The organism is Actinoplanes teichomyceticus ATCC 31121 (genome assembly GCF_003711105.1).
Taxonomy (GTDB): domain Bacteria; phylum Actinomycetota; class Actinomycetes; order Mycobacteriales; family Micromonosporaceae; genus Actinoplanes; species Actinoplanes teichomyceticus.
The window spans coordinates 7,734,793-7,761,054 of record NZ_CP023865.1; the positions used below are offsets into that span (position 1 = coordinate 7,734,793).

Below are 26,262 nucleotides of genomic sequence, written 5' to 3' on the forward strand. Positions count from 1 at the left end.
TCACGCCCTCGCGTCGGCGGAGTCGGCCGGGGTCGCGCCGGCCGCCGCCCGCGCCCGCCGGATGCCGTCCAGGATCGCCTGCTCGGCGGCGGCGAGCCGGTCGGCGGTGAGTGAGGAACCGGCCGGGTGCGCGCGGATGAACTCGTCGAACGCGGTGGCCGTGGTGCGCGGGGTGAAGCCGAACTCCCGGGTCAGCCGGGAGGTGTCCACCACCCGGCCGTGCACGAACAGGTCGATCTGGTCCAGGCCGATCTGCTCGACGCCCAGGTGCCGGGCGAGGGCGGCGGCGGTGGACAGCCCGCTCTCGGGCAGCGGGAGGGCGATCCGGCCGGCCCGGCGGACCGCCTGGGACAGCATCAGCACGCCGTCGCCGGCGACGTTGAAGGTGCCGGGATGATCCTCGGTCACCGAGCGGTGCAGCACCTCCAGCGCGTCGTCCACGTGAACGAACTGCAGCCGGGCGTCACGGCCGAGCACGGTCGGCACCACCGGCTGGGCGAAGTACCGGGTCAGCGACGTCTCGGCGGACGAGCTGATCATCGGGGCGAAACGCAGCACCGTGGCGGCCACCTCGGGCCGCCGGCGGCGGAACCCGCGGACGTACCCCTCGATGTCGAGGATGTCCCGGGCGAACGGCCCGCGCGGCACCGCGCGTGGCTCGGTGTCCTCGGTGAAGACCGCGGGGTCGCGGAACGAGGCGCCGTACGCCGCCGTGGAGGAACGCACCACCAGCTTGCGCAGTCGTGGCGCGCCCTGGGCGGCGGCCAGCACCTGCATGGTGCCGATGACGTTCTGTTCCTTCATGCCGGCGCGGCCGCCGTGCTCCGGGTCGGGAACGCTGGTCACCGCGAGGTGCACGACCGCCTCGGCGCCGAGCTCGGCGATGGCCTCGGAGGCCGCACGCGCGTCGGCCCGGATCCGCTCCACACCGTCCAGCAGGCCGAGCAGCCGTGCGGGCGGGTCATGCGGATCCAGACCGACGACACGGTCGATCCGGGGATCTGCGGCGAGGCGGGCGGCCACGGATGCGCCGAGATATCGGCTGACTCCGGTGACCACGACAACGCTGGGCGGTGAGGTCACCACGAGCGCACCTTTCGATGCTGAGCCTCGGTACCAGGTCGGCAAGAGACGGCACAGGCCGGGTCAGACACCCGGCCGGCCGTCACTTGCCCAGACGGCGACGCTGGACGCGGGTCTTGCGCAGCAGCTTGCGGTGCTTCTTCTTCGCCATACGCTTGCGGCGCTTCTTGACCACGGAGCCCATACGAAAGCCTCTCGAACCATGTTTGGTGGACCCGGCACGCCCTGACGGCACGGCCGGAGCCGGACTTGGACGGCACCCGGAGCAGCGCAGCCGACAGCGGCGCACGTGGACCCGGGAGCCAACCGGTCCAGCGTACCGGCCCGGTCCGGCAGGACCAACACGACCCCGGCCGCCCGAGGCCGTCGAGGTCTCAGGCGGTCTGCGAGAACGCGCCGCGCAGATACTCGTGTACCGCGTGCTCGGGCACCCGGAACGAGCGGCCGACCCGTACGGCGGTGAGGTCACCACCGTGCACGAGCCGGTAGACGGTCATCTTGGAGACCCGCATCAGGGTGGCCACCTCGGCCACGGTCAGGAACCGTACCTCCGAGAGGCGTTCCTCGGTCTGGGCTGGACCCGTCATCTCGTCGCACCGATCCTTTCGCAGGCACGCTCTGCCTGGCGAACGTGCGTGTCATCAGAACCGTATCGATACGGCTGTGACCAGGGCGTCGCGTTCCGTAATTTGCCCACAAAAAGTCAAGTGCGACACGCCGAATCTGCGTCCGATCAGCCGGAAAGAGTCACTTCCGTGAGGAAACCGCCCGGGCGAAGAAAGCGACGTTCGCCGGGCGCTCGGCCAGGCGGCGCATCAGGTAGCCGTACCACTGATTCCCGTACGGCAGGTAGACCCGCACGGTGTCGCCCCGCGCCGCGAGCCGGGCCTGCTCCTCCGGCCGCACGCCGTACAGCAGCTGGAACTCGAACTCGCCCGCGGACCGGTCGAACCAGCGTGCCCGGTCCTCGGCGATCGCGATCAGCCGCGGGTCGTGGGTGGCCACCATCGGATAGCCCGCACCGGACATCAGGATGTTCAGACAGCGCACGTACGACTTGTCCACGTCCAGCGACGACTGGAAGGCCACCGACTCCGGCTCGGCGTACGCCCCCTTGCACAGCCGCACCCGCGAGCCGGCGGTGGCCAGCTCCCGGCAGTCGGCCTCGGTGCGCCGCAGGTACGCCTGCAGCACCGCCCCGGTCGACGGGAAGTCACGCCGCAGCTCGACCAGCGTCTCCAGGGTCGCGTCGGTGGTGGTGTGGTCCTCGGCGTCCAGAGTCACCGTGGTGCCCGCCTCGGCCGCCGCCGCACACACCGCGCGGGCGTGCTCGTACGCCATCTTCTCGTCGATCCGCTGCCCCAGCGCCGACAGCTTCACGCTCACCTCGGCCGCCGGGGTCAGACCGGCCTCGTGCAGCCGGGCCAGCAGCGCGACGTACTCGTCCCGGGTGGCCTGCGCCTGCTCGGCGGTGGTGGTGTCCTCGCCGAGGAGGTCCAGACTGACCGCCAGCCCGTCGTCGGCCAGCTCGCGGCATGCCCGCAGCGCCTCCCCCGCATCCCCGCCGGCGACGAAGCGCCGGACCACCCCCTTGGTGACAGGCGCCGACTCGACGAGCCGCTCCAGCCGGGCGGAGCCGGCCGCGGCGAGAAACAGGGAACGGAGCATGCGCCCGAGCGTAGCCGCACGGCCCCGCCGCAGCGCGCCAGTGCGGGCGAGGAATCGCACCTCGCGGCCGGTTCCGGCTACCGTGGTCGGGTGAACTTCGATGCGTACGCCCGGACGGCGGTCGACCTCGTCAACGCCGGCCTGGACGACCTCGCCGGGCTGCGGGCCCTGTTCTCCGCCGACCAGGACTACATGCGGGACCAGGTCGTGGAGAAGGACCTGGCCACGTTCCGGCGCGCCCAGCGCCGGCTGCGCGAGGTCTTCGAGTACGGCACGGCCGGGCGCGACGCGGACGCGGTACGCGAACTGAACGCCCTGCTGGAGACGTACCCGGTGCAGCCACGCATCTCCGGGCACGACGCCAGCGACTGGCACATGCACGTCACCAGCCGCGGTTCCTCGGTCAGCGCGGAGTACCTCGCCGGCGCGGTCTGGGGCCTGGCGGTATGGCTCTGCGAGTACGGCAGCGCCCGCTTCGGCATCTGCGCCGACGAACGGTGCGGCAACGTCTACCTGGACACCTCGTCCAACAACTGCCGGCGGTTCTGCTCCGAGCGCTGCGCGACGCGCTCGCATGTCGCCGCGCACCGGGCCCGCAAACGGGCTGGGCTGGCTGGCCTCGCTCCGCTCGGCGGGCATTCCGCCCCGGTGGGTCGATGACGGAATGCGCTGGGGTCGCGGTCAGATCCCGGGCGTGGTTCCGGAGTGCGGTCCGGGTCCGACGGGCGCGGGGCGGGTGACTGGGGTTCGGGCGGCGCTCGGGTACGCGGGTCAGGCCGGGGTGGTGGCGGGGGTCAGGTGGCGCCGGGCGAACGCGAGCGCCTCGCGCAGGTCGGCCTCGCGGACCGGGCGGCTGGCGGCCCGACGAGTGTTGATCTCCAGCGCGACGGAGCCGGTGAAGCCGCGACCGGACAGCGAGCGCAGCAGCTCGGCGCAGGGCTGGTTGCCCCGGCCCGGCACCAGGTGCTCGTCGCGGCCCTCGCCGGTGCCGTCGCCGAGGTGCACGTGCTTGAGGCCGGCGCCCATCCGGTCGGCCATCGCCAGCGCGTCGATCCGGGAGGCGGCGCAGTGCGACAGGTCGAGCGTGTACGCGTCGAAGCCGGTCTCGGTGGGATCCCAACCCGGGGTGTACGGCACGAACCAGCGCCCGGCCATCTTCACCGGGAACATGTTCTCCACCGCGAAGGTGATATCGGGATACCTGTCCTGGACCTTGGCGAGCCCGGCGGCGAAATTCTTGGCGTAATCACGCTGCCAGGTGAACGGCGGGTGCACCACGACCGTGGGCGCGCCCAGCGACTCGGCGAGCTGGGCCGCCCGGTCGAGCCGCTCCCACGGGTCGGAGCTCCACACCCGCTGGGTGACCAGCAGGCAGGGGGCGTGCACCGAGAGCACCGGCACGCCGTAGTGCTCGGCCAGGCCGCGCAGGGCGCCGGCGTCCTGGCTGACGGCGTCGGTCCACACCATGACTTCGAGCCCGTCGTAGCCCACCGTGGCCGCCATCTCGAACGCGGCCGCCGTCGGCTCGGGGAAGACCGAGGAGCTGGAGAGAAGCACGGGAACGCGGGAACTCACGCCCTCCAGCGTAACCACGTCCGGCGCGGCCGGATATATCCGCTCCAAACGGTCATGATCCACGAATGCGCGTACGCTGAGCGGGATGAGCCGCACGCAACGCCCCGCGGAAGTCCCGCTCGACTTCCCTCGCGAGTGGATCGAGTTCCTCGACCCCGCCGACGAGCAGCACCTGGTCCGCGCCGATCTGACCTGGCTGCTCTCCCGCTGGACCTGCGTGTTCGGCTCGGCCTGCCGGGGCATCCTGCCGGGCCGGGCCGAGGACGGCTGCTGCTCGCACGGCGCCTTCTTCACCGACGCCGACGACGAGAACCGGGTCAAGGCGGCCGTCGCCCGGCTCACCCCGCAGACCTGGCAGCACCACCGGCGCGGGTTCAAGAACTGGACCGAGATGGACAGCGTCGACGGCGCCAAGCCGGCCCGGCGCACCGCCACCCGATCCGGTGACGGCCCGTGCGTCTTCCTCAACGACGCGGACTTCCCGGGCGGCGGGGGCTGCGCGCTGCACGCCCAGGCGCTGCGCGACGGAGTGCACCCGCTGAAATACAAGCCGGATGTCTGCTGGCAGCTGCCGGTCCGCCGGGAGCAGGACTGGATCACCCGGCCGGACGGCACGAAACTGCTGCAGTCCACGTTGACCGAGTTCGACCGGCGCGGCTGGGGTCCGGGCGGCCACGACCTGGCGTGGTGGTGCACGTCGTCGCCGGACGCGCACGTGGGCACCGAGCCGATGTACCTGTCGTACGCCCCGGAGCTGACCGAGTTGATCGGCGTCGAGGCGTACCGGAAACTCGCCGACCTCTGCGCGGCGCGCCTGGAGGCGGGCCTCATCGCCCGGCATCCGGCGACCGTGGCGGCGGAGCCGCCGACACGGCGGGGCGGGCGCCAGCCCGCCTCGCCGCGCGCGGCCCGCGACTGAGTCCTCAGCGCGCGGGCCGCGGTCCTACGGCTCGAACTTGTAGCCCAGACCGCGGACGGTGACGATGTAGCGCGGCGCGCTGGGCTCCGGCTCGACCTTGGAGCGCAGCCGCTTGACATGCACGTCCAGCGTCTTGGTGTCGCCGACGTAGTCGGCCCCCCACACCCGGTCGATCAGCTGGCCGCGGGTGAGCACCCGGCCGGCGTTGCGCAGCAGCAGTTCGAGCAGCTCGAACTCCTTGAGCGGCAGCTGCACGCCGGAGCCGTCGACGGTCACCACGTGCCGCTCGACGTCCATCCGGACCGGACCGGCGGCCAGCGTCGGGGTGCTCACCTCGGCGGTCTCACCGCCCTGGCGGCGCAGCACGGCGCGGATCCGGGCGACCAGCTCGCGCGGCGAGTACGGCTTGGTGACGTAGTCGTCGGCCCCGATCTCCAGACCGACCACCTTGTCGATCTCGCTGTCCCGGGCGGTGACCATGATGATCGGGACGGCCGACCGTTGCCGGAGCTGGCGGCACACCTCGGTGCCGGACATCTCGGGCAACATGAGGTCGAGCAGCACGATGTCGGCGCCGGTCCGGTCGAACTGCGTGAGCGCCGAGGTCCCGGTCGCGGCGACCGACACCTCGAAGCCCTCCTTGCGCAGCATGTACGACAGGGCGTCGGAGAACGACTCCTCGTCCTCGACCACGAGCACGCGGGCCAATGAAGTTCCTTCCGTCGTCGGCGACCGGGCTCAGCGCCCGGTCACACCGGACTCGATCTCAATTGCCGTCGGTGACGGCGAGGGGGATTCGGGCGGGCGCGCCGGTAGGCGCAGGGTGAACGTGGATCCGTCGCCGAGAGCGCTGGTCACGTCGACTCGGCCACCGTGGTTGGTGGCGATGTGCTTGACGATGGCGAGGCCGAGGCCGGTCCCGCCGGTCGCCCGGGACCGGGCCTGATCGGCTCGGTAGAACCTTTCGAAGATCCGGTCCACGTCCTGCGGCGAGATGCCGATGCCCTGATCCGCGACATCGATCTCGATCCAGTCGTCGTTCTGACGCACGGTCAGTTCGACCTTGGTGTCCGGTCCGGAGTAGGCGATGGCGTTCTCCACCAGGTTCGTCACCGCGGTGGCGAACTGGCTGTCGCTGCCGTACGCCATCAGGCCCTTCGGCCCGGAGTAGGTGACCTCGATGTTCTTGGCCGACGACGTCGTCCTGGTCCGGTCCAGGACCTCGGCGATCACCCAGTCCAGCGAGACCGGTTCCGGGTTGGGCAGCGGCTCGGCGCCCTGCAGCCGGGTGAGTTCGAGCAGCTCGCTCACCAGCCGGCCCATCCGCGCCGACTCGTGGTGGATCCGCTCGGCGAACCGGCGCGCGGCCAGCAGGTCCTCCGACTGCGCCTCGGGCGCCGAGTCGGGCAGCTGGGTGGCGTCCAGGAGCGCCTCGGCGAGCAGTTGCAGCGCACCGATCGGGGTCTTCAGCTCGTGGCTGACGTTGGCCACGAAGTCGCGCCGGACCCGGGCCAGGCGGTGCGCCTCGGTCACGTCGGCCGCCTCGACGGCAACGTGCGTCGCGTTCAGCGCGACCGCCCGCAGGTGCAGGCCGAGCGGGGCCTGCGCGCCACCCGCGCGACCCCGTGGCAGATCCAGTTCCACCTCACGGCGCACGCCGGTGCGGCGGACCTGGCCGGCCAGCGTACGCAGGATCGGGTGCGCCGCTATCGTGCCCGGCGCCCCGCCGGAGCGCAGCAGTCCCATAGCCCGGGCGGCCGGGTTGACCAGCACCGGGTAGTCGTCCGCGTCGAGCACGACGACGCCGACCCGCAGCGAGTCCAGACTCTTGCGGCCGAGCCCTCTGAGGCCGTGCTTGCCTGCCGGGCGATCGTCGTCCGGTTCGATGGCGGCTCTCCCCTCCGGTGAGCCGACCCCCTCCGTCTCCCCCGGCGCCGGCCGGCGGAGACGGGCGATCGTCAGCCCAGCACCGACACCGACGGCCAGCGCGGCTGGAACCAAGCCGACGGCGTATCCCCACTCCACGCTGCGATCGTAGGGTCATTGTTTACCTGACCCACAAGGCCAAGGGGGCAAACCGGGCGCTCGTTGAACAATGTTCACCACCAGGTCTGGCGTCGTTCACCGGTGTTCATGTTGACGCAGCCCCGGCGACCTAGCGTGAGCCGCACACATCGGCCGTCACCAGGCACGGGACGGCCCCGACAATCGGGACTTGAAAACATGCGCGAGGAGTTCCAGGCCGATCTCACCGAGGTGAGCCGCCTGCTGGTGACCATGGCGGAGTCGGTGCGCGCCGCGCTGCGCAAGGCGACGACCGCGCTGCTGACCGCCGACCTGAAGGCGGCCGAGGCCGTCATTCAGCGCGACGCCGACGTGGACCAGATCCACCAGCAGGTCGAGTTCAAGGTGGCCGACATGATCGCCCGGCAGGCGCCGGTCGCGCGTGATCTGCGCCGCGCGATCACCGCCCTGCACATCTCCGCCGACCTGGAGCGGATGGGCGACCTGGCCGAGCACGTGGCCAAGACCGCCGCCCGGCGGCACCCGTCGCCGGCCGTGCCGGCCGAGCTGCGCCCGGTCTTCAAGGGCATGGCGGAGGTCGCCGACCAGATGGCCGAGAAGATCACCAACGTGCTCGTCAGCCCGGACGCCGGCCTCGCCGCCGAGCTGGAGAAGGACGACGACGCGATCGACGACCTGGAGCGCCAGCTCTTCAAGATCATGCTGGCCGACGACTGGCCCTACGGCGCGGAGACCGCGATCGACGGGGCGCTGCTGGGCCGGTTCTACGAGCGGTACGCCGACCACGCGGTGAACATCAGCGAGCACACCATCTACCTGATCACGGGGGAGCCGGCGGCGGCTCAGGACTGAGCGCCCCGGCAGGTCGCGGGCCGGGACACCACGGGGGTGTCCCGGCCCGCGCTCGTTCGCGTCCGGCTCAGCGGCCCTGGTTGGCGACCGCGGCGGCGGCCTCCTTGGCGGCCTCCGGGTCGAGGTAGGTGCCGCCGGGGGTGACCGGGCGCAGGTTCTCGTCCAGGTCGTAGCGCAGCGGGATGCCGGTCGGGATGTTCAGCTTGGCGATCGCCTCGTCGGAGATCTGGTCCAGGTGCTTGACGATCGCGCGCAGCGAGTTGCCGTGCGCGGCGACCAGCACGGTCCTGCCCGCGCGCAGGTCCGGCACGATCGCGTCGTACCAGTACGGCAGCGCGCGCTCGAGCACGTCCTTGAGGCACTCGGCCTTGGGCATCAGCTCCGGCGGCAGGTCGCGGTAGCGCGCGTCGCCGAACTGGGAGAACTCCGCGTCGTCCGCGATCGGGGGCGGCGGGACGTCGTACGACCGGCGCCAGAGCATGAACTGCTCCTCGCCGTACGCCTCCAGCGTCTGCTTCTTGTCCTTGCCCTGCAGGGCGCCGTAGTGCCGCTCGTTGAGCCGCCACGACCGCTTGACCGGGATCCAGTGCCGGTCGGTGATGTGCAGAGCGATCTCGCTCGTCCGGATCGCGCGCCGCAGCAGGCTGGTGTGCACCACGTCGGGCAGCACGTTCTGCTCCTTGAGCAGTTCCCCGCCGCGCCGGGCCTCGTCCTCACCCTTGGCGTCCAGGTCCACGTCGACCCAGCCGGTGAAGAGGTTCTTGGCGTTCCACTCGCTATTGCCGTGCCGCAACAGCACCAGGGTTCCTGTCATGACCACATCTTCCCCCGTGCGGCCGATCGCGTTCAGGGCCACCCGGCAGGTGGCGGTCACCACATGGAAACCGGGTTGCGAAAACCCCTAGGTTGTAAGGGAATAGCGGCGGTTGGCCGCTTACGGGGGAGGCGTCGTGCACGGTTGGTTACGGCAAGCCGCGGGAGGACTGCCGCGGCAGTTCTGGTTCCTCTGGACCGGCACCCTGATCAACCGTCTCGGCTCCTTCGTGGTGCTCTTCCTGAGCATCTACCTCACCGGCGAGCGGCACCTCACGCAGAGCCAGGCCGGTCTGGTCCTCGGGCTCTACGGCGTGGGCGGCGCGATCGGCACGATGACCGGTGGGGTGCTCGCCGACCGCTGGGGCCGGCGGCCCACCATGCTCACCGCCCAGTTCGGCGCGGCGGCGCTGATGCTGGCCCTCGGGTTCGCCCAGTCGTACCCGCAGATCCTGGTGGTCACCGCGCTGCTCGGACTGTTCGGCGAGGGGGTGCGGCCGGCGTTCTCGGCGATGATGGTGGACGTCGTGCCGGAAGCCGACCGGGTCCGGGCGTACTCGCTGAACTACTGGGCGATCAACCTCGGCTTCGCGCTCGCCGCGATCGCCGCGGGCTTCGCCGCGCAGGCCGACTACCTGCTGCTGTTCGTGGTGGACGCGGCCACCACGCTGCTCACCGCCACCATCACGCTGATCTTCCTGGCGGAGACCCGGCCGGCGCACCGCCCGGCCGGTGACGGCACGCCCGCCCCGCGCGGCGGGATGCTGACCGCCCTGGGCGACCGGGTGTTCCTCGTCTACCTGTTGATCAACCTGCTGTCCGTGCTGGTGCTCCTGCAGCACGCGTCGACGCTGCCGATCGCCATGCTGGCCGACGGGTTCTCGGCCGCCACCTACGGCTGGGTCATCGCGGTCAACGGCCTCCTGATCGTCTTCGGTCAGCTCTTCGTGCCGAGGCTGATCGACGGACGCCGCAGCGACCGCGTGCTGGCGGTCGGCGCGCTGATCATCGGAGCCGGCTTCGGCCTGGTCGCCGTCGCACACGCGGCCTGGATGTACGCGCTGACCGTGGTGATCTGGACGCTCGGCGAGATGCTGCAGTCGCCCAGCAACGCGGCGACCGTCGCCGCCCTGTCACCACCCGCGCTGCGCGGTCGCTACCAGGGGCTCAGCTCGCTGTCGTGGTCGATCGGGACGGCGCTGGCGCCGATCCTGGGCGGGCTGGTGCTGCAGGGGTTCGGGTCGGCCGCGCTGTGGCTGGGTTGTTTCGTCCTCTGCGCGCTGGCCGCCGCCGGACACCTGCTGGCCGGTCCGGCCCGCGAGCGGCGGGCGGCTTTGCGGCGTACGCAGGAACTCGCCGGCCTGGCGGACACGCCGGCGGCGACCGGCGGCCCGGCCCCGGCCGCATCCCCGACCGCGCTGCCCCCGGCGGCCGCGGACGGCGACCCGGACCCGGCCACCTCCCCGACCGCGCTGCCCCCGGCGGCCGCGGACGGCGACCCGGACCCGGCCCTGGCCGCGACCACTGTGGACGCCGGCAACCACGCGGCCCCCTTCCCCGTGGCCCGGCAGCGGGCGGCCGCGGCCGACGCCGCCCCGACCGGGTCCGGAGCGGACATGCGGGCCCCGGTCGCCGACGGGCGGTGAACCGCGCCCGGTGACCCGCGCCATCCGGCCCGACGCCCGCCCGCACTACGGTTAGGAAAGTTTGCCGTTGCGGGCCGAGGCGCCGCCGACGGGCGCGGCGGAAGAGGGTGAGCTGGTGCGCGGGTGGCTGCGCGGGACGGTCGGCGGCCTGCCGGCGGTGTACTGGTACCTCTGGGCCGGGCTGCTGATCAACCGGGTCGGCGGGTTCGCGGTGCTCTACCTGTCGCTCTACCTGACCGCCGAGCGTGGGGCGGGATCAGCGCTCGCCGGGCTGGTGGTCGGCACCTACGGGATCGGCGGCGTCGCCGGCACGCTGGCCGGCGGCGTGCTCACCGACCGGTGGGGCCGGCGCGCCACCCTGCTCGCGGCCCACCTCGCCTGCTCCGCGGTGCTGGTGGCGCTGGCGGTCAGCTCGCCGCTGCCGGTCATCGCCGGACTGTGCCTGCTGCTCGGGCTGACCCAGGCGATGCCCGGTCCGGCGTTCGTCGCCGCGATCACCGACACGGTGCCGGCCGGGCACCGGCTGCGGGCGTTCAACCTGCAATTCTGGGCGTTCAACCTGGGGACGGCCGGGGCGTCGCTGCTGGCCGGGCTGCTGGCGCGCTGGAGCTACCTCGGGCTGTTCCTCATCGACGCGGCCAGCACCCTGGTCACCGCGCTGCTGATCGCCTGGAAGGTGCCGGAGACCCTGGGCGGGGCCGGCCGGTCCGGGCCGGCGACCGGCGGGATGCGTACGGTCCTCGCCGACCGGATCTTCCTGGCCTTCGTCGGGCTGACCCTGCTGCAGGCGCTGCTGAGCAGCCAGACCAACACCATCGTGCCGCTCGCGATGCACGGCGACGGCCTCGGGCCCGGTGCCTACGGCCTGGTCACCGCGCTGGGCGGGGCGCTCATCGTGCTCGGGCAGCTGTTCGTGCCGAAGGTCATCGACGGGCGGCGCAAGGACCGGGTGCTGGCACTGTCCATGGTCGTCATGGCGGCCGGGTTCGCGGTGCTGACCGTGGCCGACAGCCTGCCGGCGTACCTGGCCGCCGCGGCCGTCTGGACGGTCGGCGGGATGCTCGCCGCCCCGCCGAACGCCGCGATCAACTCGGAGCTGGCTCCGCCGCTGCTGCGCGGGCGGTACCAGGCGGTGTTCTACCTGAGCTTCCCGGCGGCGTCGTTCGTGGCGCCCGCGCTGGGCGGCGCCGGGCTGGAGGCGTTCGGCGCCGGGCACTGGGCGGTCGTGGCCGCGGTCGGGATGGTCGCGGCGGCCCTGCACCTGGCGGCCGGCCCGGCCCGGGAGCGCCGGGTGGCCGAGGCGCCCCGGCCCGCCCCGGAACGGCCGGCCGCCTGACCGAACGACCGCCGCCCGGCCCGCCGCGGAACGGCCGGCCGCCTGACCGAACGACCGCCGCCCGGTCCGTGGCCCGCCGCGCCACGATCCGCTTCCGGCGCGCCGGTCGCCGCCGCGACGGGCCGGTCGGGTGGACGCGGCCGGCGCCGCCTCCGGCCGGAAGCTACGCGAACGGTCAGCACCGGAGCTTTGTGCAGCGGGCCCGGCGAGCGACGCGAAAGCCGGGTGAGAGGGCCTCCGGCGACCATGGGCTGAACACATCGGACGGCCGCGGCCGGCGCGCGGTGGAATCGGCGCCCGGTGGCCTTGTAAATGCGTGGAGGGAATTCGATGAACGAAAGATCCTGCGGCACGGAACGGTGACGAGGCCGCAAAACAAAAGCGCCGGCGGCGGCGGGCGACCCCCATCCCCATAGGCGTCGCCCGCACTAACCGCCGGTCTCGGGTCGCGCCGTCCCCCAACGGCTTGTGCCACCCGTCCCCAAACGCCGATCCGCGGCGATCATTGCTGATCCACCCGTTCCCCGAACTGACGGCTCGGCGTCCATCGACCACGCTAGTTGGGGCAGTCAAGCCTCACAACCCGTATCCGTGTCGACATCTGTCTCGGGCGTCACAATCGCCAACAACCAACCGATCGGACGATCCGCCAATCACTCGTCCGGCCTCACCGGACCGGCAAAAATTACGACTCTTACCGGGAGATGAAAATGATGACGGTCGAATCAGCGGACCGCCTCGGCCGATCTTGCCGGTGGGCGACATCTCGATGAATTCGCGCTTATCGAGATCGCGTTGTGGCACGTCAGAGCGATCTCGCCGGGGCGCGGCGGACACCCGGCCGCGGCCCGCGCGCCATCGCGCACGCGTGCCGCCGGCCACCGCGGACACCGTCACCGCGTCCCGGCGGGTCCAGTGCGGACCGTCCGACCACGACGGTGCCCACGGGCGCGCTCGACGCGTCCCCGCGACCACGCGGGTCCGGGCTCAGGACCCGCCGGCACCGCCCTCGGGCGCCGCGAAATGTTTGAACGCCTGCAGGTTCGCCAGCGACTCGCCACGCTTGACGCGCCACTCCCACTCGCGGCGGATCGACGTACCGAAGCCGATCTCCAACATCGAGTCGAACGACTCGTCGGCGTACGTCAGAACCGCGCCCAGCAGCCGGTCCAGCTCGTCCTCGTCCAGCCCCTTCAGCGACACCCGGCCGGTCAGATAGATGTCGCCGGCCGTGTCGATGGAGAACGCCACCCCGTACATCCGGGCGTTGCGGCGCAGCAGCCAGGCCCACAGCTCCTCGCGCCGCTCGTCCGGCTGGCGCATCACGAACGCCTCGATACGCAGCGCGTGCTCCCCGACGATCAGGTTGCAGGCGGTCTTGAGCTTGTGCGAGCCGGGCAGCGTGACCACGTACGACGAGTCGCCGGTCGACTCCCACTCCAGCTCCCGCTCGGCTAGCACCCGCTCGATCAGCTCCGTCACCATGCGCACGTCGCCCCCTCCACCCGCGCCGTGATCAACGCCCGGTGCTCGCGCACCGCGTCCCGGTACACACCCAGCAGGGTCTGCACGGTCCGGTCCCAGGAGAACTGCGACGCGTGCGCGACCGCTCCGGCCGACAGCCGCCGCCGGTACCCCGGGGCGGCGAGCAGCCGGTCCAGCACCCGCGCCCAGTCGGCCGGGTCGTGGCCGTCCACCAGCACCCCGCTCTCCCCGTCGCGGACCGCGGTGACCAGACCGCCGACCGCGGCGGCCACCACCGGCGTGCCGCAGGCCTGCGCCTCCAGCGCGACCAGCCCGAACGACTCGTTGTAGGAGGGCACCGCGACCAGGTCGGCGGCGCGGTAGAGCGCGGCCAGGTCGGCGCCGGTCTGCGGGGGCAGGAACACCACCGCATCGGTGACGCCGAGCGAGGCGGCCAGCTCGATCAGCGCGGACGGCCGGTCCAGGCCGGTGCCGCTGGGGCCGCCGCAGATCACCAGGGTCACGTCCGTGGAGCCACGGGCCCGCAGCTCGGCGAGCGCGGAGATCAGCACGTCCGGGGCCTTGAGCGGCTGGATCCGTCCGACGAACGCGACGATCCGCCCGTGCTCGGGCAACCCGAACCGGGCCCGCTCGGACCGGCCGGGCCGGAACCGTTCCAGGTCGACGCCGGGCTGCACCACGCTGACCCGGGCCGGGTCGGCCTGGTAGTGGGTGATCAGGTCCTGCGCCTCGAACCGGGTGTTCGCCACCAGGCGGTCGGACTCGGCGACGACCTGCTCCTCGCCGATCACCCGGGCCTTCGGCTCCGGCCGGTCGCCGGCCGCGATCAGCCGGTTCTTCACCTTGGCCAGGGTGTGCGCGGTGTGCACGTGCGGCACGCCCCAGCGCTCCCGGGCCAGCCAGCCGACCTGGCCGGACAGCCAGTAGTGCGAGTGGATCAGATCGTAGTGGCCCGGCGGGTGCGCCGCCTCGGCCCGTAGCACCCCGGTGGTGAACGCGCACAGCTGGGAGGACAGCTCCTCCTTGGCCAGCCCCTCGAACGGCCCGGCGGTCACGTGCCGCACGTGCACGCCCGGCAGCATCTCGACCACCGGGGGCAGGTCGCTGGACGTGGCCCGGGTGAAGATCTCCACCTCGACACCGGCCGCGGCCAGCCGCTTGGAAACCTCGACGATGTAGACGTTCATCCCGCCGGCGTCGCCGGTGCCCGGTTGCTCCAGCGGCGACGTGTGCACCGAGAGCGTGGCTATGCGCCGTGGTGTGGGCCAGCAGACCTCAGCCACGTTCGTTCCCTCCGCTCGGGGGTCTCACCGGTAAAAGTCGTTGCGCACTTGTCATCTTCCCCGCCGACGTGGCCTGAACCACTACGCAGCGGGGTCAGGGTGACCCAGGTCATGGGGTTAGATCGGAGCATGCAGAACATCGCAGTGGTCACCGGGGCATCCAGTGGAATCGGCGCGGCCACCGCGCGCCGCCTCGCCGGCGAGGGATTCCACGTGGTGGCCGCCGCCCGACGGGCCGACCGGCTGGCGACCCTGGTCAAGGAGATCGGGCCGCACGCGACCGCGGTCACGTGCGACATCACCTCGGACGACTCGGTGGCCGCGCTGGCCGGCACGGTGGCGGAGCTCGGCGCCCCGCTCACCCTGCTGGTCAACAACGCGGGCGGCGCGCGCGGGCTGGACCCGGTCGCGGCCGGCTCGATCGAGGACTGGCAGTGGATGTACGACGTGAACGTCCTGGGCACCCTGCGGGTCACCAAGGCGCTGCTGCCCGCGCTGGAGGCCAGCGGAGCCGGCACGATCGTGACGATCGGGTCGACCGCGGCCTTCACGCCGTACGAGGGTGGCGGCGGTTACGTGGCGGCCAAGCACGCCCAGACCGCGCTGGTCGGGACGCTGCGTCTGGAGATCGTCGGCAAGCCGGTCCGGGTCGTCGAGATCGACCCGGGGATGGTGCAGACCGACGAGTTCTCGCTGAACCGCTTCGCCGGCGACCGGGAGCGGGCCGACGCGGTCTACGCCGGGGTGAAGGAGCCGCTGGTCGCCGACGACATCGCGGACATCGTCGCGTTCGCCGCGACCCGGCCGCACCACGTCAACATCGACCGGCTGGTGGTCCGCCCGATCGCCCAGGCCGCCCAGCACAAGGTGCACCGGGAGCGGTAGTCATCAAGCCGGTCGGTGCGATCACCCGAGGGACGACCAACCCCAACCGCCTGCGGCGGGTGGACAACTTCATCGCGTACCGCTGCGCGGCCGCGCTGACCGCGGCGGACGCCCCGCTGGTCGTCGACCTCGGCTACGGCGCGTCGCCGGTCACCGCGGTCGAGCTCCGCGACCGCCTGGCGACCGCGGTTCGCCCGGACGTCACGGTCATCGGCCTGGAGATCGATCCGGTACGGGTGGCCGCCGCCCAGCCGTACGCCGCCCCGCCGTTGCTGCAGTTCCGCCGGGGCGGGTTCGAGCTGGCCGGCCTGTCCCCGGTGGTGGTACGCGCGTTCAACGTGCTGCGGCAGTACGCCGAGGAGGACGTGGCGGCGGCCTGGCGGCAGATGACCGCGACCGGCGCGGTGCTGGTCGAGGGCACCTGCGACGAGCTGGGCCGGATCGCCACCTGGGTGGTGGTCGAGGCCGGCGTGCCGGCGACGCTCACCCTGTCCGCCCGGCTGCCGGTCCTGGAACATCCGGCGGTCTTCGCCGAGCGGCTGCCCAAGGCGCTGATCCACCACAACGTGCCCGGCCACCCGGTGCACGAGCTGCTGCGCGCGCTGGGCCGGGCGTGGGAGACCGAGGCGACCCCGTTCGGGCCGCGGCAGCGCTGGCTGGCCACGGTGCGGCGGATGCGCACGGCGGGGTGGCCGGTGCTGGACGGGCCGGCCCGGTGGCGTCTCGGCGAGCTGACCGTGCCGATCGACGTCGCCCTCGGCTCCGCGGCAGGTCGCCCCTGAGAGCCGGGCGACAGGCGGGTGGGTCCGATCAGTTCGCTTTCGGGTCGTTGCCGTCGCCGAGGACCTTCTTGAGGGCCTGCAGCAGGGCGTCGGCGGTGAAGGGTTTCTTGACCAGCAGGGCGTCGTCGCCGACCAGGCCCTTGGTGACGGCGATGTCCTTGGGCAGGCCGGAGATGAACACCACGCCCAGCCCGGGGCGCATCCCGGTGATCGTGCCGGCCAGTTCGCCACCGGACGCCCCACCGGGCAGGGTGAGGTCGGTGACCAGGGCGTCGATGTCGCCCGCGTGGTCCCGGCAGACCGAGATGGCCTCGTCCGGATCGCCGGCCACCAGGGTCGAGTAACCCCGGCGTTCCAGCATGCGGCGCATGATGTCGCGGAGGTCTTCTTCGTCGTCGACGACCAGGACTGTCGGCGTATCGGCGACCGGCGCCTCGGACATGGGGTCCTCCTCCCGGGCTGGGGTCGATTTCACGCTAGCCGTCAGGGGGCGTCGAGTTGGGCACTTTGCCGAGCCCGGCCGGCCGCCCGGGTGCGCGCGAAACACGACGCCGCGCGACGCGGGGGCGTCGCGCGGCGTGGCGGGAGAGAACGGTCAGCGCTTGCCGGCGGCGGCCGGGCTGCCGTTGAGGTAGCCGGTGTAGAGCACCTTGTTCGGCGAGCCGCTGCCCGGGTTACGGATCAGGCCGCTGCCGGAGTGGCCGACCAGGTCGTCACGCACCTGCCGCGGCGTCCAGTCCGGGTGGGCGCCGAGGACCAGGGCGGCCGCGCCGGCCACGTGCGGGCTGGCCATCGAGGTGCCGTTCATCGCCACGGTGGCGGTGTCCGACGACTTGCCCGCCGAGCGGATGCCGACGCCCGGCGCGAACAGGTCGACGCAGGAGCCGAAGTTGGAGAACGAGGCGCGCCGGTCGGCGCTGTCCACGGCGCCCACGGTGATCGCGTTCGTGGTGTCGGCCGGGGAGTACCGGCAGGCGTTCTTGTTGTCGTTGCCGGCGGCGATGGCGTACGTGACGCCCTTGGCGATCGACCGGTCCACCGCGTCGTCGAGCGCCTTGCTGACCGGGCCGCCGATGCTCATGTTGGCCACCGCGGGCAGCTGGGCGTTCCGGGTGACCCAGTCGATGCCGGCGATGAAGTCGGAGTACGAGCCGGAGCCGTCACAGCCCAGCACCTTGACCGCGACCAGCTTGACGTCCTTGGCCACGCCGTAGGTGGCGCCGCCGATGGTGCCGGCCACGTGGGTGCCGTGGCCGTTGCAGTCGTTGGCGGTGCGGTCGTCGTCGACGAAGTCCCAGCCGCTGGTGGCCCGGCCGCCGAACTCGCGATGGGTGGTGCGGACGCCGGTGTCGATGACGTACGCGGTGACGTCCTTCGCCGACCGGTACGAGTACCTGCGGTCGAGGGTCCGCTTGCGCTGGTCGATCCGGTCCAGGCCCCACGTGGCGCCGGGCTGGGTGGCCGACGTGCCGATCACCGCGTCCTGCTCGACGTACTGCACGGCCGGGTCGCCGGCCAGCCGGGCCGCCTGAGCCCGCGACATCCGGGCGTGGAAGCCGCGGACGGTGGCCTGGTAGTTGTCCAGGACCTGCCCGCCGTACGCGGAGGTCAGGTCCCGCGAAGCGGAGGTGACGCGCTGCGCGGCGCCGGAACCGGGCTTGAGCACCACGATGTAGCTGTCCGGGATGGCGCCGGCGGCGCCGGCCTGCAGGATCGTCCCGGTGCGCGCAGCGGCCGGGGCCGGCGCGGCCGCGGCCGGACCGGTGAAGCCGGACAGGGTAGCGGTGGCGGCGCTCGCGACGGCCGCGAAACGGACGGCCAGGCGACGGGCGTCGGAACCGAACATCAAGTGTCTCCTCACGGGATGTGCCTGGGCTCCAGGGGGAATGCCGAGGCGACTTGAGGGAAATGGTGAGGACGAAGAGGAGCGGTTCCGGGTCGCGCCGGGTTGCACAGCCGTTGCGCAGGTCCGGGCGAGCCGTCGGACGTTTCACAGTGATCCGATGGGCTAAGCGCTAAGGGGTTCCGGGGGTGGGCCGATCTACCCGCTGTCAGGACCGCTGCACACCGCCAATGAGCACGCCGCACACCGCCTTTGAGCAAGGAGAGCGATATGACCACCCTGCTGTCGCCCGACATCCACACCGTCGGCGAACTGACCGATCGCTGTGATCGCTGTGGCGCGGCCGCCAAGCTCGAGGTGACCCTGAGCAGCGGCGGCGACCTGGCGTTCTGCGGCCACCACGCGAATCGGATGCATACCGACATCGCCCGGGTGGCCAGCAAGATCCGCCTGGCCGAAGGCTTCACCTGGGCCGGCAAGTAACGGCGTAAGCCGCGATATGCTCTTTTCCTCACGTCATGGGGGTATAGGTGCATATCGCGGCACGCGGCGTGGGCAGGATGTCCCGGCTGATCGCCGGGTGCGCCGGGGTCACGGTCACCGTGCTCGGCGCCCTGAACACGCGTACGTCCGATCTGAGTGCGCCGCCGGAGGGGCTTTCGCCCGCTCCGGCGCTCGCGTTGATACCCGCCGGGCTGGCCCTGCTGCTGCACGTCACGCCCCCGGCCGGCGGCCTGCCCGGCCGGCTGCGCACCGGCGCGGCCGCCGCGTTCGCGCTGGCCGCGGTCGTCCTGGGAGCCACCGCCGCGGACCGGCACCCGGCCGCCGCGCTGGCCACCGTGCTCTCCGGCCTGGCCCTGGCCTGCCTGGACGTGCGGCTGCCCCGCCGCGCCGGGGCGGCGCCGGTCCGCATCGCCGATCCCCTGCTGCTGGGGGCGGCCACCATCGCGCTGGTCGCGCTCGTGCCCCGGCTCTTCGCCGCGTCCTTCCCGAGCGGGCAGGGCCCGGCCGGGGTGATGCCCCTCTGGCTGGCCGGCGGTCTGCTCGCGCTCACCGCCGGCGCCATCCTGGCCCGGCCCGAGGCCGGGCCGTTACGCACCCTGGACCGGTCCGGCCCGCGCACCGCGGTGCGCCGGCTGGCCCCCGCGCTGGTCGCGGCACCCCTGATCGCCGCCCTGGTCAGCGCGTTCGCGGTACGCACCGGCCTGAGCCGGCCGGCCGCCGCGGTCAGCACCGGCGCGATCCTGGCCGCTCTCGCCCTGCTCGCTCTGCTGGCCTTCCTGGTACGCACCCTCGACCGCGCCGACCGCCGCCAGCGCCGCCTGGTCGCCGAGCTGCGCGACCGCCAGGACTTCGCGGACACGCTGCTGCAGTCGATGAACGAGGCGGTGATGGTGCTGGACGCCAACTACCACGTGATCGACGTGAACCGGCGCTGGCGTGAGCTCACCGGCCAGCAGGACGACGTCCGCGAACCGCCGCCGCTGCCGCCACCGGGCAGCGGCGGCGACTGGCTGCTGCCCCGCGCGGACGGCACCGCGGTGCCCGTGCTGGCCACCATGGCCGCCATCCCGGACGCCGCCGGGGCACCCCGCGGATACGTCGCCACCTGCGTGGACATCGCCGAGCGCAAGGAGGCCGAGGAGGCGCTCAGCGAGCACGCCGCGGAGCTGGAGCGCGGCAACGCCGAGCTGGCCGCGGCCCTGGCTTTCAAGAACGACCTGACCTCGATGCTGACCCACGACGTGGCGCAGCCGATCAGCTCGATCGCCAGTCTCGCCGAGCTGCTCTGCGCCGACTGGTCCGACCTGCCGGACGACATCCGGCTGGAGCTGGCCACGAAGATCGACAAGAACACCCGGCGGCTGGTCAAGATGATGAACGACCTGCAGCTGCTGTTCCGGCTGGACACCGGGGCGGTGACCGCCCGGCGGGTGCCGGTGCCGCTGCTCGAGGTGGTGCGCGCGACCAGCGCCGAGACCCCGGGCGCCGGTGAGGTGGAGGTCGCCATCGACGAGAACGTCTCCGCGCTGGCCGACCGGGGGCACCTGGCGGTGGTGGTGGCGAACCTGCTGAAGAACGCGATCACGCACGGCGCGGCGCCGATCCGGGTCAGCGCCGAGCGGCAGCCGGACGGGACCGTGCTGCTCTGCGTGCAGGACAGCGGTGCGGGGATCCCGCAGGACGTGCTGCCCAGCCTGTTCGGGCGGTTCATCCGCGGCTCGGGGCTGGGCCTGTTCATCGTCCGGCACCTGGTGGAGGCGAACGGCGGCTCGGTCCGCTACGAGCACGCCGTACCCCGCGGCGCCCGCCTGTTGATCACCCTGGAGGCCGCGCCGCGCTAGGGCGCCGCACCACCGGGCCGGCCCCGCGGGGCCGGCCCGGTGGGTGGCTGCCGTGGGCGGTCAGCCGTTGCCCCGCTCCTCTTCGCTGATCATGCCGGTGCCCCACAGGTCCCCGCTCCGGGCGCCGCGGCCACCCATCGGGGCCGTCCCGGCCGCCCCGCCGCTGATCGGGCCGGCGCCGGGCCCGCCGGCCGGGTGGCGCAGCGGGTTGTCGGTGAGGCCGGTGCCGGTCGGGTCGGCGTTGCCCATGTCCGCCGCGCCGGTGTCCCAACCGGCTCCCGGCTTCGGCCCGCCGCCCTGGCCGGGCGCCGGGTGCCGGTGCACGCGGGCGGCGACCGAGGCCGGTGAGGCGTAGTCGGTGCCGCGGCCGAGCAGCGTGTGCGAGGGGCCGGGCAGGCGCTTGCCGCTGACCCCGGTGGGCATCGCCCGGCCGCCCAGCACACCGCTCTCGACCAGGCCCTTGAAGGTGGTCAGGTCGGCCTTGAGCCGGCGGTTCAGTGACTCCTGACCGTGCCGGTCGCTCGGCATGAGGAACGCGATGTCGGCTTCGAGCTGGGCGACGACCTGGGTCTTGGTCTCCCCCAGCGGGCGCAGCGTGATGGTCTCGGCGAGCAGCGGCCCCTCCATCGTCGACCAGGAGACCCGCTCGTCCGGCGCCCGTTCGATGATCTGGGCGTCGAACTCGCGGCTCTTGCCGTCCACGTCCATGATCCAGTGCGTCTGATCCCCGCCGGTGCTGGTCACCTGCCGGACTCCGGTCATGAACCGCGGATAGTTCTCGAACGCGGCGAGCTGCTCGTACACCGTGTGCAGCGGTGCACTCACCTCGATGGCCTGCTGAACCATACTCATCGCATCTCTCCCATGCTGAAGTGCTGGCATGACAGAGAGTACGGAGACGAGTGCTACCCGTGTTCGCTTTCGCTCAGACCCGACGCAGGTACTGCCACCCGCCCACCTCGGCGGCGTACCGGGCATCACTCGCGGGCACCAGCGTCACACCGGCGTCCCGCAGCATCCCGACCAGGCGCGGGGACGGGCTGCGCCACGCCTCGCTGACCTCGACCAGGGTGCCGGTGCCACGGCAGGCGGCGGCCAGATCGGCGAGCAGCGCGGGCGACACCGCGGCGTCGTCCACACCGGCCTGGGCCAGCAGCGCGAGCGGGCGGGCGAGCTGGGTGGGCACGTACCGGCAGGCCCGTTCCAGGCCCCGCACGGTCGCCGCGACCAGCAGCTCGGCCACCTGCCCGGGGGTCATCTCACCGGTCGCCAACCGGGCCCGCACCGTGCGGGCGTCCAGCAGCTCGGCGCCGTACGGCAGGGCGGAGAGCGCCACCGACAGCGCGTCGAGCTGAGCCAGGTCGGCGGGCAGGGCCAGCCAGCCGTCCGGGCGGACCACCTCGACCTCGGCGGCCACCCGCAGGGTCATCTCGGTGCGGTGCCGGGCCCGGCGCACGGCGTCGGCGTACGCGGTCAGCCAGGTGGTGTCCGGCCCGACCTGGTCGGCGAAGGTGAGCGAGGTCAGGCCGGCCCGGTCGGCGGCCGAGGCCACCACACCCACCGCGTCCCGCCCGGCCGAGAAACCGGTGTGCACGTGCGCATCGACCGTCAGGTCCAGCGCACACGCGGTGCCCACCGCACCGCCGCCGATGACTGATTCCCGCTCTGCGCCCACGATCGCTCCCCGACTGGTGTTCTCCGTCGTGGAGAAGAATGCGGGCCGCGCGTTGTCTCCGGGGTCAGCCGGTGGTGCAGGTCAGGTGCGCCCGCCGCCGCCGGCGACGGGGGCGCACCCGGCCGCCCTACGGCTGGCCGTCCGGCTTCTTCAGCATCCTGGCGACCGCGTCCACGGCGTCGTCGGTGGGCGACGCGGCGGCGCGGTTCGCCTCCTGCAACTCGCGGTACACCTCCTCGCGGTGCACCTGCACGTCACGCGGGGCCTGGATGCCGAGCCGGATGACGTCGCCCCGGGCCTCCAGCACGGTGATCACCACGTCGTCGCCGATCATCACGCTCTCCCCGGCCCGCCTGGTCAGCACAAGCATCGACGCCCTCCTCCGTCCACGGAACCGACAGCATGGCAAAGGCGCGGTCGCGACGGAACGCGACCGCGCCTGCGACGGAGGATCAGAAGGCTCGATTCATGATGGCGCGCACCGGATAGCCCGATCCGGTCAGCACCACCTGCTGGGCGCGCATGCTGTCCCGGTCCACCACGATCGGGGCGAGGAGGTTGGCCGTCGTCTCGTCCTGCCCCGCGGTGATGACCGCCAGCAGCAGGACACGGTCCGGGTCCTTGGTGTTCAGGGCGGCGAACACGGCTTCGTCGATCTCCGGGGCGTACTCCGGGAAGAACGGCTCCGGCGGCGCGACCAGGAAACGCAGTTCCGGGTTGTCGATCGATGTGAGGGCGTAGAGCAGACCGTCGTCGTTGAGTCGCACCAGGACGAATTCCCGGTGTGCCGGAAACCCCGGCATGGGCGTCGCCATCGTGATGGTCGGCAGGCCCAGCGACGGGTCGGTCATGGTGGCCTCGATCGGTCGGGACATGGTGCGAGTAGTCATGGTCACCTCAGGAAATCGATGAGCGAGGGCTGGATCACCTTGGCCGTGGCGGCCAGGGCGGCCTGATACGAGGTCTGCTGGAGCTGCAATTCCATGATCGCCTTGGGCAGGTCGACATCCTCGATATCGGACAGCTGCGACGACACGGACATCAAGCGATCCTCAGCGGACTGCTTCATCTGGGTAACCCGATTGTATCGGGCGCCTACGTCCGAAAGAGTGGATTTCAGGAGATCAGACGCTTTGTCGAGGTTCGTCAGCCCAGTGGCCAGAGCGTCCGAGTCGCCGGATCTCATGGCATCGATGACATCGTCCAGCACCGTGAAGAGCTGCGCCGGATTGCGCACCCGATCGGCCTCCGCGACCGGGTTGCCGTCCGCGTCCACGTAGTTGCCGCTCGCATCGACGAGGTAGTCCGTACCGAACGCCTCCGGGCCGCGCACATCGACGCGGACCTTGGCGTTCGGCCCGATCGCCCGCATCGTCTCGCCGGCTGGCTCGCCGATGTACCGGCCGGTGGCGTCGTAGGCCTCGTGGTCCGGCGTGGAACCGCCGAACACCGGCCGGTCCAGGTACCGGGAGTTGGCGAACTGGACCAGGTTGGCCTTGATCTGCTCCAGCTCGGCCGCCCGGGCCTTGTTCGCCTCCGAGGTGCCCGTCCCGCCCATGCTGCTGGCCTCCAGCGTGAGGTTGCGGGCCACGGTGACCAGCTCCTGCGAGTGCTGCAGGTTGTCCTGCACCACGCCGAGCCGGCCGGCCGCGTCGTCGGCGTTGGTGGAGTACCTCCTGTTGGCCCGCACCTCGCCGCGCAGCTGCAAAGCGGTGACCGTGCCGGTCGGCGAGTCCGACGGGCGGTTCAGCTGCTTGCCGCTGGAGATCTGGTCGGTGGCCTGCTGGCTGCGGTTGAGGTTGCGCTGCAGGCTGGCCATCACCCGGGTGCGCACGCTGCTCTCGGTGACCCTGGGGCTGCTGCTCATGACGTACTCCCTTACCTACCGACCAGACCGGTACGGTTGATCAACTGGTCCAGCATCGAGTCGATGGTGGTGAGCACCCGGCTGGCGGCCTCGTAACCGCGCTGGTAGGTGAGCAGGTTGGTCATCTCCTCGTCCAGGTTGACCCCGGCCTCGGCGTCCCGGGCCGCGTCCACCTGGTCGGTCACCGCGTTCTGCACGTCGCGCCGGCGGATCGCGGACTGCGCCGCGACGCCCAGCTCACCGATCAGCGACTTGTACTCGGCGTCCGCGCCGACCCGCGAGTCGGCCAGCTCGGCGATCTCGTCGGCCCGGTTGCCGTTCAGCACCTTGGGCGCGCCGGCCGGATGGTCGGCCGTGGGCGCGCCGGTCGGATCGCCCGAGGAGATCGCCAGCTTCACCGGGTCGGTGACCGCCACCCGGATCCGCGCGGCGGTCACGTCGGCCGGCAGCCCGTTGTCGTTGCGGACGAAGAAGGAGTCGCCCGGGGTGCCGTCGATCGCGTACGCGTTCTTGTAGATCGCGTTCACCGAGTCGGCCAGCTTCTTCGCGACCGCGTCCAGCCGCTGCGTCATGGTGTCGAGCGTGCCGCCCCTGGCGAGCAGCTCCATCGAGGCGCCGACCGCGCCACCCGCGCCCACCGGGGCCCTGGTGTCCTTCCAGCGCAGGTTGACCTCCGCGCTGGCCAGGTCCTCCAGGCGGGTTGCGCTGCCGCTCTCGATCTCGATCTGCCGGGTGGTGAACCCGCTGACCAGGGGCGCGCTGCCGACGAAGACGTTGATCCCGCCGTTGGGCGTCTCGGTGACGCTCGCGCCGATCAGCTCGGAGAGCTTGAGGATCTGCTGGGCGCGCTGGTCCTGCAGCTCGTTGGCGGCCAGGCCGGCCTGCTCGGCGATGACGATCTGGTTGTTGAGCTTGGCCACCGCCTCGGCCGCCTTGTTGACGTCGTCGACGTAGGTGTCCAGGCCGGTGCGCGCCGACTTGTACTGGTTGTTCAGCGAGGTGGCCGCGTCGTTGAGCGTCGAGGCGACCGTGGTGGCCTCCTCCAGCAGCGCGGACTTGGCCGACAGGTCGCTCGGGTTGGCGGCGACCGCGTTCCAGCCCTCCCACATGTCGGCGAGCCGGCCCTGCAGGGCGGTGTCGCTCGGCTCCGCGAACACGTCCTCGATCAGGCTGTACGCGCCGGCTCGCGCGTTGTGGTACGCCGAGCTCGCGTGCTCGGTGTAACCGCGCTGGTCCAGCGCGGCGTTGCGGAGCCGCTCCACCGAGGTGACGGTGACCCCGTTGCCGACCGCGGTGGTGGTGGCGTACACGCCGGGCACCAGGTTGGCGTTCTGCGCCTGCATCACCACGCGCTGCCGGGTGTACCCCTCGGTGCTCGCGTTCGCGATGTTCTGCCCGGTGACGTCCAGGCCGCGCCGTTGCGCGTAGAGGGAGGTCAGAGCGGTGTTGAGTCCACTGAACGTGCTAGCCATCAGATCGCCTCATCAACGAGGGTGGGGCGGCGTACGCCGCCGGTGACGGTCTGGCCCTGCGGCCCGTACGTTTCCACAGTCTCGGCGAACACGAGCATGGTTTCGCGAGCCGCGCGCTGCCCTGCGGTGAGCAGGTCGCGGTTGACGTCGGCCAGGGCCCTGATCTCCGACGTCAGCAGCAGGAACGCCTTGCGGTGCTGGTGCAACAGGTCCGACCAGGGGTCGGGAGCCGCGTCGGCGAGCTCGCCCAGCGACGCCTCCGGGGAGAGCCCGAGCTCCGCGGCGACCTCCTGGGCGTACGCGGCCCGGATGACCTCGGTCTGCCGGATCTGGTCCAGCACCACCTCCACCTCCCGGGTGGCGTGGCTGAGCCAGCGCGATCGGTTCGCCGCGAGGAGCAGTTGCTCCTCCTCAAGCTTGAACAACAGCATCTCCAGAAGCTCGCGAGAGCGCCACAGGACGCTGGCCAGATCGGTGAGGCTCACCCGGTCCTCCGTCGGTTCGCTGGTCGGATCGCACCCTTGCGGCAACCCGCTCATTCGGACAGGTCGGCATGTTCGCCGTACCGCTGAGCGGTTTCCCCCAATCCGCATATATCCGGTTCGGCCGAAAAGCCGGAGAAATCTTCGGAGAATCCTCAGTGCCCGTCGGACGACCGCCGAAGAGATGAGCGCAACACCACGGCTCATGGACGGGCCGGTTCAAGAC

General features: G+C 72.1%; 28 protein-coding genes. 9 read left to right on the forward strand and 19 right to left on the reverse strand.

Annotated features, from left to right (window positions below):
* From ACTEI_RS34020 to ACTEI_RS34035, 4 genes are all read right to left on the reverse strand, one after another.
* Positions 1 to 1,086 (reverse strand): NAD-dependent epimerase/dehydratase family protein, encoded by a 1,086-nt coding sequence (locus ACTEI_RS34020; protein ID WP_122981385.1) that lies wholly within the window; start codon positions 1,084 to 1,086, stop codon positions 1 to 3.
* Between the two features lie 79 nt (positions 1,087 to 1,165).
* On the reverse strand, positions 1,166 to 1,267 hold the full coding sequence (locus ACTEI_RS34025) for a 30S ribosomal protein bS22 (RefSeq protein ID WP_007465623.1): 102 nt from the start codon (positions 1,265 to 1,267) through the stop codon (positions 1,166 to 1,168).
* Positions 1,268 to 1,457: 190 nt separating this feature from the next.
* Positions 1,458 to 1,670 carry a helix-turn-helix domain-containing protein gene (locus ACTEI_RS34030; protein WP_014694808.1) on the reverse strand — a complete coding sequence of 71 codons (213 nt, stop codon included), beginning with the start codon at positions 1,668 to 1,670 and terminating at the stop codon, positions 1,458 to 1,460.
* 160 nt (positions 1,671 to 1,830) lie between these two features.
* The gene (locus ACTEI_RS34035; protein WP_122981386.1) at positions 1,831 to 2,751 is read right to left on the reverse strand and encodes a proline dehydrogenase family protein; all 921 of its coding nucleotides are present in this window, start codon (positions 2,749 to 2,751) and stop codon (positions 1,831 to 1,833) included.
* Positions 2,752 to 2,841: 90 nt separating this feature from the next.
* On the opposite strand from ACTEI_RS34035, the gene ACTEI_RS34040 reads away from it, so the two are divergent.
* A complete protein-coding gene (locus ACTEI_RS34040) occupies positions 2,842 to 3,411 on the forward strand; it encodes a CGNR zinc finger domain-containing protein (RefSeq protein WP_122981387.1) in 570 nt (189 codons plus the stop codon).
* Between the two features lie 111 nt (positions 3,412 to 3,522).
* On the opposite strand, the gene ACTEI_RS34045 is transcribed toward ACTEI_RS34040, so the two are convergent.
* Complete coding sequence (locus tag ACTEI_RS34045; RefSeq protein ID WP_122981388.1) at positions 3,523 to 4,326, reverse strand: sugar phosphate isomerase/epimerase family protein; 804 nt, start codon at positions 4,324 to 4,326, stop codon at positions 3,523 to 3,525.
* An 85-nt stretch (positions 4,327 to 4,411) separates the two neighbouring features.
* On the opposite strand from ACTEI_RS34045, the gene ACTEI_RS34050 reads away from it, so the two are divergent.
* A complete protein-coding gene (locus ACTEI_RS34050; protein ID WP_122981389.1) occupies positions 4,412 to 5,245 on the forward strand; it encodes a DUF3109 family protein in 834 nt (277 codons plus the stop codon).
* 24 nt (positions 5,246 to 5,269) lie between these two features.
* Here ACTEI_RS34050 and ACTEI_RS34055 read toward each other — a convergent pair whose 3' ends face one another.
* Positions 5,270 to 5,953 (reverse strand): response regulator transcription factor, encoded by a 684-nt coding sequence (locus tag ACTEI_RS34055; RefSeq protein ID WP_122981390.1) that lies wholly within the window; start codon positions 5,951 to 5,953, stop codon positions 5,270 to 5,272.
* Between the two features lie 30 nt (positions 5,954 to 5,983).
* Entirely contained in the window at positions 5,984 to 7,270 is a 1,287-nt protein-coding gene (locus ACTEI_RS34060; RefSeq protein ID WP_122981391.1) for a sensor histidine kinase, read from the reverse strand.
* A 198-nt stretch (positions 7,271 to 7,468) separates the two neighbouring features.
* Here ACTEI_RS34060 and phoU point away from each other — a divergent pair, with 198 nt between their 5' ends.
* Entirely contained in the window at positions 7,469 to 8,122 is a 654-nt protein-coding gene (gene phoU, locus ACTEI_RS34065) for a phosphate signaling complex protein PhoU (RefSeq protein WP_122981392.1), read from the forward strand.
* Between the two features lie 67 nt (positions 8,123 to 8,189).
* On the opposite strand, the gene ACTEI_RS34070 is transcribed toward phoU, so the two are convergent.
* Positions 8,190 to 8,936 (reverse strand): phosphoglyceromutase, encoded by a 747-nt coding sequence (locus tag ACTEI_RS34070; protein ID WP_122982588.1) that lies wholly within the window; start codon positions 8,934 to 8,936, stop codon positions 8,190 to 8,192.
* Positions 8,937 to 9,072: 136 nt separating this feature from the next.
* Between ACTEI_RS34070 and ACTEI_RS34075 the strand changes: the two genes are divergently transcribed.
* Both ACTEI_RS34075 and ACTEI_RS34080 read left to right on the forward strand, forming a co-directional pair.
* Complete coding sequence (locus tag ACTEI_RS34075; RefSeq protein ID WP_244940658.1) at positions 9,073 to 10,581, forward strand: MDR family MFS transporter; 1,509 nt, start codon at positions 9,073 to 9,075, stop codon at positions 10,579 to 10,581.
* 115 nt (positions 10,582 to 10,696) lie between these two features.
* Positions 10,697 to 11,917, forward strand: coding sequence for an MFS transporter (locus ACTEI_RS34080; RefSeq protein WP_122982589.1), 1,221 nt, complete (start codon positions 10,697 to 10,699; stop codon positions 11,915 to 11,917).
* 987 nt (positions 11,918 to 12,904) lie between these two features.
* Here ACTEI_RS34080 and ACTEI_RS34085 read toward each other — a convergent pair.
* Together ACTEI_RS34085 and mshA are read right to left on the reverse strand one after the other, a co-directional pair.
* Positions 12,905 to 13,402 (reverse strand): type III secretion system chaperone family protein, encoded by a 498-nt coding sequence (locus ACTEI_RS34085; protein ID WP_122982590.1) that lies wholly within the window; start codon positions 13,400 to 13,402, stop codon positions 12,905 to 12,907.
* Positions 13,396 to 14,685 (reverse strand): D-inositol-3-phosphate glycosyltransferase, encoded by a 1,290-nt coding sequence (gene mshA / locus ACTEI_RS34090; RefSeq protein ID WP_122981393.1) that lies wholly within the window; start codon positions 14,683 to 14,685, stop codon positions 13,396 to 13,398. The genes ACTEI_RS34085 and mshA overlap by 7 nt, the downstream gene beginning before the upstream one ends.
* 129 nt (positions 14,686 to 14,814) lie before the next feature.
* On the opposite strand from mshA, the gene ACTEI_RS34095 reads away from it, so the two are divergent.
* Together ACTEI_RS34095 and ACTEI_RS34100 are read left to right on the forward strand one after the other, a co-directional pair.
* Complete coding sequence (locus ACTEI_RS34095; RefSeq protein ID WP_122981394.1) at positions 14,815 to 15,570, forward strand: SDR family oxidoreductase; 756 nt, start codon at positions 14,815 to 14,817, stop codon at positions 15,568 to 15,570.
* A gap of 2 nt (positions 15,571 to 15,572) precedes the next feature.
* Positions 15,573 to 16,352: a class I SAM-dependent methyltransferase gene (locus ACTEI_RS34100; RefSeq protein ID WP_122982591.1), complete on the forward strand. Its 780-nt coding sequence runs from the start codon at positions 15,573 to 15,575 to the stop codon at positions 16,350 to 16,352.
* A gap of 28 nt (positions 16,353 to 16,380) precedes the next feature.
* Here ACTEI_RS34100 and ACTEI_RS34105 read toward each other — a convergent pair whose 3' ends face one another.
* Positions 16,381 to 16,794: a response regulator gene (locus ACTEI_RS34105; protein ID WP_122981395.1), complete on the reverse strand. Its 414-nt coding sequence runs from the start codon at positions 16,792 to 16,794 to the stop codon at positions 16,381 to 16,383.
* Between the two features lie 153 nt (positions 16,795 to 16,947).
* Positions 16,948 to 18,198, reverse strand: coding sequence for a S8 family peptidase (locus ACTEI_RS34110; protein ID WP_122981396.1), 1,251 nt, complete (start codon positions 18,196 to 18,198; stop codon positions 16,948 to 16,950).
* Between the two features lie 267 nt (positions 18,199 to 18,465).
* Between ACTEI_RS34110 and ACTEI_RS34115 the strand changes: the two genes are divergently transcribed.
* Positions 18,466 to 18,678 carry a DUF7455 domain-containing protein gene (locus ACTEI_RS34115; RefSeq protein WP_122981397.1) on the forward strand — a complete coding sequence of 71 codons (213 nt, stop codon included), beginning with the start codon at positions 18,466 to 18,468 and terminating at the stop codon, positions 18,676 to 18,678.
* A gap of 77 nt (positions 18,679 to 18,755) precedes the next feature.
* Complete coding sequence (locus ACTEI_RS34120; RefSeq protein WP_122982592.1) at positions 18,756 to 20,540, forward strand: sensor histidine kinase; 1,785 nt, start codon at positions 18,756 to 18,758, stop codon at positions 20,538 to 20,540.
* Positions 20,541 to 20,600: 60 nt separating this feature from the next.
* On the opposite strand, the gene ACTEI_RS34125 is transcribed toward ACTEI_RS34120, so the two are convergent.
* The 7 genes from ACTEI_RS34125 to ACTEI_RS34155 all read right to left on the reverse strand — a co-directional run bounded on the left by ACTEI_RS34125 (position 20,601) and on the right by ACTEI_RS34155 (position 26,039).
* The gene (locus ACTEI_RS34125; RefSeq protein WP_239082160.1) at positions 20,601 to 21,392 is read right to left on the reverse strand and encodes an SRPBCC family protein; all 792 of its coding nucleotides are present in this window, start codon (positions 21,390 to 21,392) and stop codon (positions 20,601 to 20,603) included.
* Between the two features lie 73 nt (positions 21,393 to 21,465).
* Positions 21,466 to 22,215, reverse strand: coding sequence for a hydrolase (locus ACTEI_RS34130; protein WP_122981399.1), 750 nt, complete (start codon positions 22,213 to 22,215; stop codon positions 21,466 to 21,468).
* 127 nt (positions 22,216 to 22,342) lie between these two features.
* On the reverse strand, positions 22,343 to 22,585 hold the full coding sequence (csrA, locus tag ACTEI_RS39485) for a carbon storage regulator CsrA (RefSeq protein WP_122981400.1): 243 nt from the start codon (positions 22,583 to 22,585) through the stop codon (positions 22,343 to 22,345).
* 82 nt (positions 22,586 to 22,667) lie between these two features.
* Positions 22,668 to 23,105 (reverse strand): flagellar assembly protein FliW, encoded by a 438-nt coding sequence (gene fliW, locus ACTEI_RS34140; RefSeq protein WP_122981401.1) that lies wholly within the window; start codon positions 23,103 to 23,105, stop codon positions 22,668 to 22,670.
* Between the two features lie 2 nt (positions 23,106 to 23,107).
* Positions 23,108 to 24,082, reverse strand: a complete 975-nt coding sequence (locus ACTEI_RS34145) for a flagellin N-terminal helical domain-containing protein (protein WP_122981402.1) — start codon at positions 24,080 to 24,082, stop codon at positions 23,108 to 23,110.
* A gap of 11 nt (positions 24,083 to 24,093) precedes the next feature.
* Positions 24,094 to 25,554, reverse strand: coding sequence for a flagellar hook-associated protein FlgK (gene flgK / locus ACTEI_RS34150; protein WP_122981403.1), 1,461 nt, complete (start codon positions 25,552 to 25,554; stop codon positions 24,094 to 24,096).
* Complete coding sequence (locus ACTEI_RS34155) at positions 25,554 to 26,039, reverse strand: flagellar protein FlgN (protein ID WP_122982593.1); 486 nt, start codon at positions 26,037 to 26,039, stop codon at positions 25,554 to 25,556. The genes flgK and ACTEI_RS34155 overlap by 1 nt, the downstream gene beginning before the upstream one ends.
* Positions 26,040 to 26,262: the final 223 nt, after the last annotated feature.

What these genes read in the sequence shown, in the direction of transcription:
- ACTEI_RS34025 (WP_007465623.1), bottom strand. Translation starts at nt 1,267, where the DNA reads ATGGGCTCCGTGGTCAAGAAGCGCCGCAAGCGTATGGCGAAGAAGAAG.
- ACTEI_RS34030 (WP_014694808.1), bottom strand. Translation starts at nt 1,670, where the DNA reads ATGACGGGTCCAGCCCAGACCGAGGAACGCCTCTCGGAGGTACGGTTC.
- ACTEI_RS34035 (WP_122981386.1), bottom strand. Translation starts at nt 2,751, where the DNA reads ATGCTCCGTTCCCTGTTTCTCGCCGCGGCCGGCTCCGCCCGGCTGGAG.
- ACTEI_RS34050 (WP_122981389.1), top strand. Translation starts at nt 4,412, where the DNA reads ATGAGCCGCACGCAACGCCCCGCGGAAGTCCCGCTCGACTTCCCTCGC.
- phoU (WP_122981392.1), top strand. Translation starts at nt 7,469, where the DNA reads ATGCGCGAGGAGTTCCAGGCCGATCTCACCGAGGTGAGCCGCCTGCTG.
- ACTEI_RS34070 (WP_122982588.1), bottom strand. Translation starts at nt 8,936, where the DNA reads ATGACAGGAACCCTGGTGCTGTTGCGGCACGGCAATAGCGAGTGGAAC.
- ACTEI_RS34085 (WP_122982590.1), bottom strand. Translation starts at nt 13,402, where the DNA reads ATGGTGACGGAGCTGATCGAGCGGGTGCTAGCCGAGCGGGAGCTGGAG.
- ACTEI_RS34095 (WP_122981394.1), top strand. Translation starts at nt 14,815, where the DNA reads ATGCAGAACATCGCAGTGGTCACCGGGGCATCCAGTGGAATCGGCGCG.
- ACTEI_RS34105 (WP_122981395.1), bottom strand. Translation starts at nt 16,794, where the DNA reads ATGTCCGAGGCGCCGGTCGCCGATACGCCGACAGTCCTGGTCGTCGAC.
- ACTEI_RS34110 (WP_122981396.1), bottom strand. Translation starts at nt 18,198, where the DNA reads ATGTTCGGTTCCGACGCCCGTCGCCTGGCCGTCCGTTTCGCGGCCGTC.
- ACTEI_RS34115 (WP_122981397.1), top strand. Translation starts at nt 18,466, where the DNA reads ATGACCACCCTGCTGTCGCCCGACATCCACACCGTCGGCGAACTGACC.
- ACTEI_RS34120 (WP_122982592.1), top strand. Translation starts at nt 18,756, where the DNA reads ATGTCCCGGCTGATCGCCGGGTGCGCCGGGGTCACGGTCACCGTGCTC.
- ACTEI_RS34125 (WP_239082160.1), bottom strand. Translation starts at nt 21,392, where the DNA reads ATGAGTATGGTTCAGCAGGCCATCGAGGTGAGTGCACCGCTGCACACG.
- csrA (WP_122981400.1), bottom strand. Translation starts at nt 22,585, where the DNA reads ATGCTTGTGCTGACCAGGCGGGCCGGGGAGAGCGTGATGATCGGCGAC.
- fliW (WP_122981401.1), bottom strand. Translation starts at nt 23,105, where the DNA reads ATGACTACTCGCACCATGTCCCGACCGATCGAGGCCACCATGACCGAC.
- ACTEI_RS34145 (WP_122981402.1), bottom strand. Translation starts at nt 24,082, where the DNA reads ATGAGCAGCAGCCCCAGGGTCACCGAGAGCAGCGTGCGCACCCGGGTG.
- flgK (WP_122981403.1), bottom strand. Translation starts at nt 25,554, where the DNA reads ATGGCTAGCACGTTCAGTGGACTCAACACCGCTCTGACCTCCCTCTAC.